The organism is Streptomyces sp. NPDC005863 (genome assembly GCF_042871345.1).
Taxonomy (GTDB): Bacteria; Actinomycetota; Actinomycetes; order Streptomycetales; family Streptomycetaceae; genus Streptomyces.
Genome location: NZ_JBIAII010000015.1, coordinates 118481 through 131383, shown reverse-complemented (window position 1 = coordinate 131383; position 12903 = coordinate 118481). Strand labels below are relative to the sequence as shown.

The window sequence follows — 12903 nt, the reverse complement described above, 5'->3', positions numbered from 1 at the left end:
GGTGTCGTGTCGTTATTCCGCGCCATATTCTCCGCGGTTGTCGCGGGCCGGTTACGGGTCGGCCGAAAGTTTCCGCCAATTAAGCCGTTACGGGCACGGAACCGCCCATACGTGTGACGGAGTTCGACCAAAACGTGCGTCGTGATCCTGTGACAGAAGCGTGACCGGAGAGGTACCGGTGACCCATGGTGTCCGGCCCCGGGCTTCCACGGCCGGGCGGCGCCGCCTACGGTGGCGGCCATGGCACCTATTCCGACCCCTCCCACAGAGCCCCAGGACAGCCCGGACGGCTATGTCGGTCTGCCGGCCGACGGCGCCGAGCGTCAGGCGCGCGAGCGCGGCTGGTCCACCGTCAGGTCGCTGCCGCCGGGCACGGTCATCACCATGGAGTACCTCGCGGGGCGGCTCAACTTCGAGGTGAAGGAAGGCGTCGTGACGCGCTGCTGGAAGGGCTGAGCGCCGCCTCCTGCCCCGTATCGCGAAGGCCCGGTATCGCGAAGGCCCCGGTTCCTGAACGGAGCCGGGGCCTTCGCGGTGCGGGGGGGGGCGTACCGGCCCCCGCGTCTCGGGGTCAGCCGCCCGCCACCGGGCGCGGCGACGTGGTGCCGCGTGAGGTGCGGTCGGAGTGCGGCGGACGGCGGCTGCCCGCGGGGGTGACCGGGGTCCGCTCGGAGCGGGCGGTGTGCGGGCCGGGCGCGAGGTAGGCCGCGGGGCGTGCGGCGCGGGCGGCGCCGACCGGCTCGCGCGCGGGCGCCGCCGTGTCGTCGACCGCGGGGCGCTGCGGGACCATCGCGGGGGCGCCGACCGGGGTGGGCTCGGGGCCGGGCACGGTGACGATGCCGGTGCGGCGGGCGCGCCAGGCCTCGCGGACACGGAAGATGGCGGCTTCGACACCGGCGATCAGGGGCTCGCACCAGGGCAGCGCGAGCAGGATGAGCAGTCCCGCGGCCCAGCCGAGGAGGACGTCGCTCAGCCAGTGCGTACCGAGGTAGACGGTGGTGAGTCCTACGCTCAGGGAGACCACCGCGGAGAGGGCCGACAGATAGCGGCGGGTGCGCGGGGTGGAGGCGAGGTAGGCCAGGATTCCCCAGGTCACGACGGCGTTGGCGGTGTGACCCGAGGGGAATATATCGCCGCCGAGCCACATCTCGTTCGAGCCGATCACGGTGGCGTAGTGCGGGCCGAGGCGGCCCATGCCGAGCTTGGCGGCGCCCACCGTGACGTTGAGCAGGAGCAGTGCGGCACCGAACATCAGGAGCGGGCGCAGCGAGTGCTGCCGCCAGGAGCGCCAGCCGAGCCAGGCCGCGACCATGACGGCCGTCGGGCCGCGCTGGCCGAGGACGACCCAGTAGTCGAGGAAGGCGTGGATCTCCGGCCACTGCTGGTAGGGCCGGAAGAACATGACCTGCCAGTCGAACCGGACCAGCCACGAGGTGGCGAGCACGGCGACGACGATGGCCAGGTAGAAGGCCAGGGTCGCGCTGAAGAGCACGACCCTGTGCCGGCTCATCCTCGGCACATCGAGGTGGGTCGGTCGTTCCGGCTCACGGTCCAGCCGGGCGAAGACCCGATCCAGACGGGTGAGGTTTCGTTCGGTACGCACTCAATCGACGTTACAGCGAGTGAGTCTGGCACTAGGCCGAATCAGTGGCTTTGTGATGACGATGTGATGTGGGATTGATCTCAGGATGGGGTTTATTCCCGGGGATTCCCGAATCCGAACAGTCGCCCTTACGCAATTCGTTGATCGTTTCCGGAGCGGTTATATGGGCCTTATGAATTCGTTCACCGGGACCTCGGGTGGAATTTCCCGTTCGATCATCGGGAGCCCACGGAAATGATCATGACGTGATCGGGGCGGGCCCGAGCCATTCGGCCGGAACGCGTCCCGGACCCGTGCCGGGCGCGCGCCTCCACGGGGCTGGTCCGCACGCCTCCACGGGGCGCGGTCGAGGGGCCGGGAAGTGGCGCATGCCACACCACATCCGTGCAACCGTGAGAGGTCCACCACGCGCCCCCGGCGAGGACTCGCGTACGCTGACGGCTCACTCGCCCTAGTCTGCGCCGCCCGGAGCAGGGAGTTCGCATCCCGCCCGCCGCCGACGCGAGGGACCACTGGGAGGTACGCACATGTCCGGGACGACCACGGCCGCAGCACCGCAGAGCCGTCGGGGATCCGGGGCCGGTGCCGGGACCAACCGCTGGGTGGTGCTGGTCGTCCTCTGCGTCAGCCTGCTGCTCGTCGCCGTCGACGCCACCGTGCTGCACGTCGCGGTGCCCGCGGTCACCGAGGACCTGAAGCCCGGCGCGATAGAACTGCTGTGGATCGTCGACATCTACCCGCTGGTCTGCGCCGCGCTCCTCATCCTCTTCGGCACGCTCGGCGACCGCGTCGGCCGCAGACGCGTCCTCCTCCTCGGCTACGCCCTCTTCGGCGTCGCCTCGGCCGTCGCGGCCCTCGCCGACAACGCGCAGATCCTCATCGGCGCCCGGGCCCTGCTCGGCGTCGGCGGCGCGATGATCATGCCCGCCACCCTGTCGATCCTGCGCCAGGTCTTCCCCGACCGGCGCGAGCGCGCCCTCGCCATCGGCATCTGGAGCGCGGTCGCCGCGGTGGGCGCCGCCGTCGGCCCGCTGCTCGGCGGGTTCCTCCTCGAACACTTCTGGTGGGGCTCGGTCTTCCTCATCAACATCCCGCTGATGCTGGTCAGCCTGCCCATCGGGCGCTTGCTGCTGCCCGAGTCGACCGGCGCGCGGAACGGACCGTGGGACGTCGTCGGCGCGCTGATGGCGGCGGCCGGACTGTTCGGCGTCGTCCTCGGCGTGAAGCGGCTCGGTGGCGGGGAGTCGCCGCTCGGCCCGACGACCCTGACCGCGCTGGCCGTGGGCGCCGCGCTGCTCGTCGGCTTCGTGCGCCGCCAGCGACGGCGCAGGTATCCGCTGGTCGATTTGTCGATGTTCACGCGGCCCGCGTTCAGTACGTCGGTCGGCTGCATCGTCCTCGCCATGCTCGCCCTCGTGGGCCTGGAGCTGATCGCCGCGCAGTACCTCCAGCTGGTCCTCGGCCTCTCCCCGCTGGAGACCGGGCTGCGGCTTCTGCCCCTCACCATCGCCGCGATGGCCGCGGGCCTCGCCGGATCGAAGCTGCTCGGTGGCCTCGGGCCGCGCACGATGGTCTGCTCCGGCTTCTGCCTCACCGCGCTCGCCGTGCTCGTCCTCACCGGCATGGGCGGCCACGCCAACGACGGGCTGCTGCTCGTCGGCTTCGTCCTGCTCGGCTTCGGCCTGGAGACCACGCTCTTCGGCGCGTACGAGTCGATGCTCAGCGAGGCGCCGCCGGCCCAGGCAGGTGGCGCCGCGGCGATCGGCGAGACGTCCTACCAGCTCGGCGCGGGCATCGGCATCGCGCTGCTCGGCAGCGTCATGAACGCGGCGTACGCGCCGGGGCTCTCCTCGGTACGGGGGGTTCCGGCGGCGGACAGTGCGGCGGCGAGTCACTCGCTGGGCGAGGCGTACGAGGTCGCCGCGCGGCTGGGCGGGGGGTCGGGTGCGGCTCTGCGGGCCGCGGCACGGGACTCCTTCGTGCACGGGCTGCATGTGACCTTGCTGGTCAGCGCCGGGCTGTTGCTGCTGGGGGCGGTGGCCGCGCTGCGGCTGCCGCGGGGGATGGAGTGCGGGGCGCCTGCGGCGCGGCTCGAGCAGGTTCCCGGGCCCCGGGAAGCGGGGCGGGTCGGGGCCGGGGCTTCGGTGGACGTCTGACTTTCGGTGCGGGTTGTTCGTGGCTGGTCGCGCAGTTCCCCGCGCCCCTGACTGGGGCGCCGTCGCCCGTACGCCCAGGGACTCTGGACGCGCGGCACACTGCCTGCGTAACGTCAGCGCGAGCCGTACCTGACTACCACCGCTAGTTTTGTGTCGCCGGAGGCCCGCATGTCCGCAAGTGCCCGCAGCCCGCTGCCGCCCTTCGACCCCGCCGATCCGCTCGGCATCGACGACCTCCTCGACCCCGAGGACCTCGCCATCCGTGACACCGTCCGGACCTGGGCGGCCGACCGGGTCCTGCCGCACATCGCCGACTGGTACGAGAAGGGCGAGCTGCCCGACGTCCGCGGGCTGGCCCGGGAGCTCGGGGGCATCGGTGCGCTCGGCATGTCCCTGGAGGGGTACGGGTGTGCGGGCGCCGGCGCCGTGCAGTACGGGCTCGCCTGTCTGGAGCTGGAGGCGGCCGACTCCGGGATCCGCTCCCTCGTCTCCGTGCAGGGCTCCCTCGCCATGTACGCCATCCACCGCTTCGGATCCGAGGAGCAGAAGCAGCGCTGGCTGCCGGGGATGGCCGCCGGCGAGATCATCGGCTGCTTCGGGCTGACCGAACCGGACCACGGCTCCGACCCGGCGTCCATGCGCACGCACGCCAAGAAGGACGGCACGGACTGGATCCTCACCGGGCGCAAGATGTGGATCACCAACGGATCCGTGGCGGGCGTCGCCGTCGTCTGGGCCCAGACCGACGAGGGCGTCAGGGGATTCGTCGTACCCACCGACGCGCCGGGCTTCTCGGCGCCCGAGATCCGGCACAAGTGGTCGCTGCGCGCCAGCGTCACCAGTGAGCTGGTCCTCGACGAGGTGCGGCTGCCCGCGGACGCCGTGCTGCCCGAGGTCGTCGGCCTGAAGGGGCCGCTCAGCTGTCTCTCGCACGCGCGCTACGGCATCGTCTGGGGAGCCATGGGCGCGGCCCGCTCCTCCTTCGAGGCGGCCGTGCAGTACGCGAAGACGCGTGAGCAGTTCGGCCGGCCCATCGGCGGCTTCCAGCTCACCCAGGCCAAGCTCGCCGACATGGCCCTCGAACTGCACAAGGGCATCCTGCTCGCCCACCACCTGGGGCGGCGCATGGACGCGGGCAGGCTCCGTCCCGAACAGATCAGCTTCGGCAAGCTCAACAACACGCGCGAGGCGATCGAGATCTGCCGCACGGCCAGGACGATCCTGGGCGCCAACGGGATCTCCCTGGAGTACCCCGTCATGCGGCACGCGACGAACCTCGAATCGGTGCTCACCTATGAGGGCACCGTCGAGATGCACCAGCTGGTTCTGGGCAAGGCGCTCACCGGTCTCGACGCCTTCCGGTGAGCGGCCCTGCCCCTAGCTCTGGTTGAAGAAGCCGTCCGACGGACGGCTGGTGGCCTCACCGTTCACGATCTGCGTGTCGGCGGGGGTGAGCAGGAAGACCCGCGTCGCCACCCGCTCGATCGATCCGCGCAGGCCGAAGGTGAGGCCGGCCGCGAAGTCGACCACGCGCTTGGCGTCGGTGGGCTCCATGGACGTGAGATTCATGATGACCGGGACACCGTCCCGGAAGAGCTCACCGATGGCGCGGGCGTCCCGGAAGCTGTCCGGGGTCACGGTCCCGATCCGGCGCTCGTCGCCCTGAGCCTTCTCGGCCGCCACCCGCACCCGCGGGTCGGTGACCCAGGCCTCCGGCTGTTCGGGCCCCTCGTCCCGGTCGTCTTCGTAGCCGTCGTCGTAGTAACGCTCGTTGTGGTCGTCGTCGACGAGGCCAAGCCAAGCACTCGCCTTGCGCACCGATCCCATGGACGCCTCCTCTCACAGCGGTTTCCCTGGATTCCGCATCCCTATCGTCGTCCATGATGCGGATGATGCGCCAAGTGGATAGTCGCCGCGCGGGGTTTTCGTGACGGTACTGGTGCAGAGTCAACACGCCGGTGTGCGGTGCGCTTCAAGGGTCGTACTGTGTACGGCTGCTGACTGTGAGTGAAATATGATTCTTCAGGGCGTATGGGTGACGGCCGGTGCGTACGGGTGAACGAGGCGCTCGTTACGATGCGCGTTGTTGATCGCTTCGGGCCGCTCGGGGGAGTCGTCTTGTTCGGAATCGTCAGGCCTTGCAGCCATCGCCTCGGCGAAGGGCTCAAGACCCAGTGGATGGCGCACCTGTGCGGGCTCTGCCTCGCACTGCGCGGCGACCACGGGCAGTTCGCCCGCGTCGTCACCAACTACGACGGCCTGATCATCTCGGTTCTGACGGAGGCTCAGGCCGAGCGCGCCACCGGGTGGCGGCGCACCGCGGGACCCTGCCCCCTGCGGGGCATGCGGACCGCATCGGTGGCCCGCGGGGAGGGCGCGCGGCTCGCCGCCGCCGTCTCGCTGGTGCTCGCGTCGGCGAAGGTCCGCGACCACGTCGTCGACGGTGACGGGCTGCTGGCGCGCAGGCCGGTGGCGGCCGCCGCCCGCCGGGTGGCCAGGGGCTGGGACCGGGCGGGCGCGCGGACCGGCGCCGATGTGGGGTTCGACACGGCGGTCCTGGTCGACGCCGTCGAACGGCAGGCCGGGATCGAGGCTTTGACGGGGCCCGGCACCTCGCTGCTCACGGTCACCGAACCGACCGAGACCGCGACCGCCGCGGCCTTCGCGCACACCGCCGTGCTCGCCGGGCGGCCCGGCAATGCGGAGCCGCTCGCCGAGGCGGGCCGGCTCTTCGGCAGGCTCGCCCATCTGCTCGACGCCGTGGAGGACAAGGAAGCTGACGCCGCGTCGGGCGCCTGGAACCCGCTCACCGCGACCGGCACCTCCCCGGCCGAGGCGCGCCGCCTGGCCGACGACGCGCTGCACGGCATCCGGCTCGCACTGCGCGAGGTCGAGTTCACCGACGGCAAGCTGGCGCACGTGCTTCTCGCGCACGAGCTGACCAGGTCCGTCGACCGGGCCTTCGGGACCGACGGCTGCGGCCACGCCCACGCCCACGGGCAGCCGGGCCAGGTGACGGCGCATCAGGGCGGCTCCGGCGCCTTCGGTCCGCCGCAGCAGGGCGGTGCGTACGGGGCTCCGCAGCAGGGCGGTGCGTACGGGGCTCCGCAGCAGGGCGGGCCGACCGGCTACCCCTCCGGAGGGCCGTACGGCGGGCAGAACCCGTACGGGGGCGGCAACCCGTATGGCGGCGCGCCAGGCAGCCCCGGTGGTCCCGGGCAGGGCGGCCAGGGTGGTCCGGGTGGGCCCGGTGGTCCGGGGTGGTTCGGTGACGGGCCCTCCTTCGATCCGCAGCCGCCGAAGCCCGGCAAGCGTGGCTTCTTGGCGGGGTGTGCCGTCGCCATCGGTCTCTGCTGCACCTGCAAGGTGTGCTGCGCCGATCACTACGAGGGCCCCTGGTCGGGCAAGAAGCGCGAGGGCTGCTGCAACGACTGCGGCGACTGTGACTGCAGTGGATGCGACGGCTGCTGTGACTGCTGTGACTGCTGTGAGTGTTGCGAGTGCTGTGACTGCGGGCTGTAGCGGCCCGCGGGGCGGGGTGGACGTGCGAGGGGAGGGGCGTCAGCCGCGGCGGACGGGGTGACGGAGTGCGCGTGTGAAGGCAGGAACGACGGCGCGCGGGTGCACGGCCGTCGACGGGAGAGCGTGGGACAGCAGACCGGAGCGGGCCCGGGCGTCCGGGAACGTATGGAACGTGTCGGACGCAGTACGCAAGGAACGCGACGGGCGCGGTACGTACGGAACGCCCGGGCGTCGGCTCGGTCGGCTCAGGAGGGCATCAACAAGATGCCGACCACACTCGACCGAAGTCGATGTGGGAGCGCGTGACCAGCCACTGCTGCGGTTGCATGGGCCAAGTGGAACAGGCATCCGTTTTCGCGTCAACTGCCGTGAGACGTAGGGCTCATATCCTGGACAGCCTTGACAGCGCACGTGAGCGGCCCCGTAATCTCGGAAACGGATCGTGCTGAGGGGCTCGGTCCGCGTGAACGCGTGAAGGCGTCACCCGTGTTCGATCTTCGGTATCCACGGAGCCTTCCGCATGCCTTCCGCCACCCCTGGCAGGTCCTCCGCCACCCCTGGCACGTCGTCCGAGACCCCTGCCGTACCGTCCGGCTCGCTCGTCCTCGTGGGCGCCGGGCCGCGCGGCACCGGAATCCTGGAGCGCATCGCCGCCAACGCGGCTGAGCTGTACGGGGGTTCGGGCCTCGACATCCATCTCGTCGACCCGTACCCGCCCGGCGCCGGGCGGATCTGGCGGCACGACCAGTCGCCGCTGCTCTGGATGAACTCGCAGGCCCAGGACGTCACGCTGTTCACCGACGACACCGTGGAGATCGCCGGGCCGGTGCTGCCGGGACCCGCCCTGCACGAATGGTCGGGGCGCGCCGGGCGGGACTTCCTGGACCGTCGTGAACAGGGCGCCTATCTGCGCTGGGTGTACGAGCGGGCGGTGGCCGCGCTGCCCGCGGGCGTCACCGTCCACCACCACCCCTGCCGGGCCCTGCGCGTCACCGGCGCCCGCGACGCCCGCCAAGAGGTCACCCTCGAAGGTGCCGCCCCGCTCGTCGCCGACCTCGTCATCCTCACCCAGGGCCACCTGGACGCCGAACCCGACGCCGAACAGGCCGAGTTGGCCGACCACGCCCGCCGCAACGGGCTCGTGTACCTGCCGCCCGACTTCACCGCCGACAGCGACCTGTCCCGGCTCGCGCCCGGCGCACCCGTCCTCGTGCGCGGCTTCGGTCTCGCCTTCGTCGACCTGATGGTGCTGCTCACCGAGGGGCGCGGCGGACGGTTCGCGGGGGACACGTACCACCCCTCGGGCCGGGAACCGGTCCTCCATGTCGGCTCGCGGCGCGGCGTGCCCTACCGCGCGAAGATCGGCTACGACTGGACGGGCGGGCGGCCGCCGCTCCCGCGTTTCCTGGGTCCGGCGCAGATCGACGAACTCCTCGCCAGACCCGGCGGGTTCGACTTCGAGCGAGACGTGTGGCCGCTCGTCGAGAAGGAGCTCGGCTTCGCCCACTACCACCGCCTCTTCGCCGCACACCCCGACCGCACCCGCACCGCCTGGACGGACTTCGACGAGAAGTACGCGGCCTGCGACCCCGGCAGCCCCGCACTGGACGCCCTCGTCGCCTCCGCCGTGCCCGACCCCGCCGACCGGCTCGACCTCACCGCGCTCGACCACCCGCTGGCCGGGGTGCGCCACACCTCGTACGCCGCGCTGCAGGACGGGCTGCGCGACCACATCGCCGCCGACCTCGCCCGCCGCCACGACCCCGGACACAGCCCCGACCTCGCCGTCTTCCTCGGACTGCTCTCGGTGTACGGGCAGGTGGTGCGGCTCGGCGACGTGGGGCCGTGGTGGCACGGCTTCTTCAGCCACCTCGCGTCCGGGCCGCCGGGCCCCCGGCTGCGGCAGCTCCTCGCCCTCTCCCGGGCCGGCGTCGTGCGCTTCCTCGGCGCGGACGTCCGGGTGACCGCGGCGGACGGGGTGTTCCGCGCCGCGAGTCCCACGCTGCCCGGCCACATCACCGAGGCCCGCGCTCTCGTCGAGGCACGGCTGCCGCAGCCCAGCCTCGCCCGCACCCGCGACCCGCTCCTGCGCGCCCTGTACGCCGAGGGGGCCGCGTCGACCGCCGCGGGGCTCCTCGCCGTCGACCCGGCCGACGGGCGCGTACTCGACCGGGCGGGCGTGCCGCACCCGCGCCGCTTCGCGCTCGGCCCGCACACCGACGCGCGCGGCGCCGGAGCGTTCACCCGGCCGCGGACCAACAGCCCCACGTTCCGGCAGAACGACGCCACCGCACGCGCCGTACTGCGCTTCCTGCGCACCGCCTGAGCCAGCCCTCCTGAGCCACCCGCGTACGGCCCCGCACACAGACCCGTACACAGCCCCCGTACACAGACCCGCGTACAGAAAGGTCCAGCCGATGTCCCATCGAGGAACCGGCAGTTGCCCCCTCCATCTCGCCGCGGCCATCGACCTCCCCGGCGCCCACGAAGCCGGCCCCTACACCGACCTCGCGCTGCTCGCCGAGGGCGGGGCGCTGGACTTCGTGACGCTCGGGGACTCCTTCGCGGGGCCCGGCCTCGACGCCCTCGCCGTCGCCGCCCGGATCGCGCCCCGCACCGGACGCGTCGGGCTCGTGCCGACCGTCACGACCACCCACACCGAGCCGTTCCACGTGCAGGCCGCCGTCGCGACCCTCGACTGGGTCAGCCACGGGCGGGCCGGCTGGAACATCGACGTGTCGACGACCGAGGCCGAGGCCCGGCTCTTCGGGCGCAGGACCGCCGCGCCCCGCGAGGAGCTGTGGCGGGAGGCGGGGGAGGTCGCCGACGTCGCCGCCCGGCTGTGGGACAGCTGGGAGGACGACGCGGAGATACGGTCCGTGGCGACCGGTCGCTTCATCGACCGGGGCAAGGTCCACCACGTCGACTTCGAGGGGCGCGCCTTCTCCGTGCGGGGCCCGTCCATCGTGCCGCGGCCACCCCAGGGCCACCCGGTGCGGGTCGTCGACGCCACCGCGCCACCGGCCCGTGAGACCGCCGCCCGGCATGCGGACGTCGCCCTGGTGCGCGCCTCGTCCGCCGCGCGGGCCGAGGTCGCACGGGCCGAACTCCGCGAGCTGGCGGCGCGGTTCGGGCGCGATCCGCGGACCCTGCGGGTGTTCGCGGCCCTCGACGTCGACCTCGGCGGCGGCGAACACGCCGCCGAACCGGGGCACGGCGGGGGACCGCTGCCCACCGCCGCCGGATCCGTCTACCGGGGCGGGCCCGTGGACCTCGCCGACCTGATCGCCGACTGGCACCGCGCGGGCGCTGTCGACGGCTTCCACCTCACCCCCGTCGAACCCCGCCGTGACCTGGAGCGGCTCGTCAACGGCACCGTCGCGCTGCTCCAGCACCGCGGCCTGTTCCGCACCTTCTATCCGGGCAGCACGCTCCGCGAACACCTCGGCCTCGCCCGGCCCGCCAACCGCTACGCCGTCCTCGCGGGGGAGCCCTCATGACCCGACAGCCCCGACAGCCCCGACAGCCCAGACAGATCCACCTGGCCGCCCACTTCCCCGGCGTCAACAGCACCACCGTCTGGACCGACCCCGCCTCCGGCTCGCACATCGACTTCTCGTCCTTCGAGACGCTCGCCCGCACCGCGGAACGGGGCCTCTTCGACTTCTTCTTCCTCGCCGAGGGGCTGCGGCTGCGCGAGCACAAGGGGCGCATCCACGACCTGGACGTGGTCGGGCGGCCCGAGTCGCTGACCGTCCTGACCGCGCTCGCCGCCGTCACCGAACGGCTCGGCCTGGCCGGCACCGTCAACGCCACCTTCAACGAACCCTTCGAACTGGCCCGCAGGTTCGCCTCCCTGGACCACTTGAGCGCAGGCCGCGCCGCCTGGAACGTGGTCACCACGTCGGACGCCTTCACCGGCGAGAACTTCCGCCGCGGCGGCTACCTCGACCGGGCCGACCGGTACACCCGCGCCGCCGAGTTCCTGGCGACCGCGCGCGAACTCTGGGACTCCTGGACGCCGGAGGGCCGCCCCCGCCCCCTCACGCACCGGGGGCGGCACTTCACGATCGAGGGCGAGTTCCCCGTGCCGCGCTCCCCGCAGGGGCACCCCGTCGTGATCCAGGCGGGGGACTCGCCCGAGGGCCGGGAGTTCGCCGCGTCGGCCGCCGACGTGGTCTTCACGCGGCACGGCACCCTGGAGGCGGGCCGCGCCTTCTACGCCGACGTCAAGGGCCGGCTCGCCGGGTACGGGCGCTCCGCCGACGACCTGAAGATCATGCCCGGGGTCAGCTACGTCCTGGGGGACACCGCCGCCGAGGCGCAGGAGAAGGCCGCCGAGATCCGGCGCAGCCAGGTCACCCCGCAGAACGCCCTGCTCGCCCTGGAGCAGGTGTGGGGCGTGGACCTCTCCGCGTACGACCCGGACGGGCCGCTCCCCGACATCGACCCGGACCCCGCCTCCGAACTGGCCCAGGGGCGGGTGCCGGTCGCCGACCGGCTCGCCGTCGCCGCGCGGTGGCGCGCCCTCGCCGAGGCCAAGGGGCTCTCCATCCGGCAGACCGTCATCGAGACCACGGCCCGTCAGTCGTTCGTCGGCACCCCGGACGCGGTCGCGGCCGAGCTGACGGAGTTCGTGCGCACCGACGCCGCCGACGGCTTCATCCTCGTGCCGCACCTCACCCCCGGCGGGCTCGACGACTTCGTCGACCGGGTGGTGCCGCTGCTCCAGGAACGCGGCGCGTATCGCACGCAATACCGGGGCGCGACGCTCCGCTCGCACCTCGGACTGCGGGAGCCGGTGTGGAAGGGTTGATCACCATGAGCACCGAGAACGAAGAGATGTGGAAGCACTGGCACGAGCAGCGCACGGAGACGGTGTCGGCCCCCTACGGGCCGCTCTCCCTCACCGGCACGCACTGGCTCGCCGACCATGCGGACGGACATCTTCCGGGGATCCCCGGGCACTGGGCCGAGCAGAGTGACGCGGTCGTCCTCGCGGCGGCCCCCGAGGACGAACTGACCCTCGACGGGCGCCCTTTCAGCGGCGAGGTCCGGCTGGCCGCCGACACCGCGCCGATCCCCGACGCCCGCGTCGGGCACGGCGGCCGCCGCCTCGTCGTGCTGCGCCGCGAGGGACTGTGGGCGGTCCGCGACTTCGACCCGGACGCCACCGCGCGGCGCGTCTTCCGGGGCATCGAGGCCACCGCGTACGACGCCCGCTGGGCGGTGCCCGGACGCTTCACCCCGTACGGCGAGGACCGCACCGTCCTGGTCGGCAACGCGGACGGCAAGGAGCGCGGCCTCGGCCTCGACGGCGAACTCTCCTTCCGGCTCGGGGGAGTCGAGCACACCCTTCAGGTGAGCGTGGAGGGCGACGGCTCGCTGTGGGCCGTCTTCGCGGACGCCACCAGCGGCACGTCCAGCTACCGCTTCCGGTTCCTGCGGCCCGCCGCTCCGGACGCCGACGGCCTCACCACGGTCGACTTCAACCGCGCGCTGCTGCCGCCGTGCGCCTTCGCCGACCACTTCATCTGTCCCTTCCCGCCGCCCGGGAACACCCTGGTCACCGAGATCGCGGCGGGGGAGCGGAACCTTCGCGACCACTGAGGCGTCCCAGTG

The 12903-nt window shown here is 72.6% G+C and carries 10 protein-coding genes; 8 read left to right on the top strand and 2 right to left on the bottom strand.

The features are described 5' to 3' along the window. Positions 1–240 precede the first annotated feature (240 nt). Positions 241–456 (top strand): I78 family peptidase inhibitor, encoded by a 216-nt coding sequence (locus ACFYO9_RS35495; protein ID WP_355809973.1) that lies wholly within the window; start codon positions 241–243, stop codon positions 454–456. A 115-nt stretch (positions 457–571) separates the two neighbouring features. Here ACFYO9_RS35495 and ACFYO9_RS35490 read toward each other — a convergent pair whose 3' ends face one another. Continuing rightward, positions 572–1603: a phosphatase PAP2 family protein gene (locus ACFYO9_RS35490; protein WP_358779371.1), complete on the bottom strand. Its 1032-nt coding sequence runs from the start codon at positions 1601–1603 to the stop codon at positions 572–574. Positions 1604–2130: 527 nt separating this feature from the next. On the opposite strand from ACFYO9_RS35490, the gene ACFYO9_RS35485 reads away from it, so the two are divergent. Continuing rightward, on the top strand, positions 2131–3759 hold the full coding sequence (locus ACFYO9_RS35485; RefSeq protein WP_355809977.1) for an MFS transporter: 1629 nt from the start codon (positions 2131–2133) through the stop codon (positions 3757–3759). A gap of 168 nt (positions 3760–3927) precedes the next feature. Next, positions 3928–5124, top strand: coding sequence for an acyl-CoA dehydrogenase family protein (locus tag ACFYO9_RS35480; RefSeq protein ID WP_358779370.1), 1197 nt, complete (start codon positions 3928–3930; stop codon positions 5122–5124). A 12-nt stretch (positions 5125–5136) separates the two neighbouring features. Here ACFYO9_RS35480 and ACFYO9_RS35475 read toward each other — a convergent pair whose 3' ends face one another. Next, the gene (locus ACFYO9_RS35475; protein ID WP_355809982.1) at positions 5137–5586 is read right to left on the bottom strand and encodes a cell division protein SepF; all 450 of its coding nucleotides are present in this window, start codon (positions 5584–5586) and stop codon (positions 5137–5139) included. Positions 5587–5877: 291 nt separating this feature from the next. Between ACFYO9_RS35475 and ACFYO9_RS35470 the strand changes: the two genes are divergently transcribed. From ACFYO9_RS35470 to ACFYO9_RS35450, 5 genes are all read left to right on the top strand, one after another. Further along, positions 5878–7281, top strand: coding sequence for a DUF5685 family protein (locus tag ACFYO9_RS35470; protein ID WP_358779369.1), 1404 nt, complete (start codon positions 5878–5880; stop codon positions 7279–7281). 520 nt (positions 7282–7801) lie between these two features. Continuing rightward, positions 7802–9607, top strand: a complete 1806-nt coding sequence (locus tag ACFYO9_RS35465) for an FAD/NAD(P)-binding protein (protein ID WP_358779368.1) — start codon at positions 7802–7804, stop codon at positions 9605–9607. 91 nt (positions 9608–9698) lie between these two features. Beyond that, entirely contained in the window at positions 9699–10781 is a 1083-nt protein-coding gene (locus ACFYO9_RS35460; protein WP_358779367.1) for an LLM class flavin-dependent oxidoreductase, read from the top strand. Further along, positions 10778–12097 (top strand): NtaA/DmoA family FMN-dependent monooxygenase, encoded by a 1320-nt coding sequence (locus ACFYO9_RS35455; protein WP_358779366.1) that lies wholly within the window; start codon positions 10778–10780, stop codon positions 12095–12097. The genes ACFYO9_RS35460 and ACFYO9_RS35455 overlap by 4 nt, the downstream gene beginning before the upstream one ends. Before the next feature lie 5 nt (positions 12098–12102). After that, on the top strand, positions 12103–12891 hold the full coding sequence (locus ACFYO9_RS35450) for a DUF1684 domain-containing protein (RefSeq protein WP_358713548.1): 789 nt from the start codon (positions 12103–12105) through the stop codon (positions 12889–12891). Positions 12892–12903 lie beyond the last annotated feature (12 nt).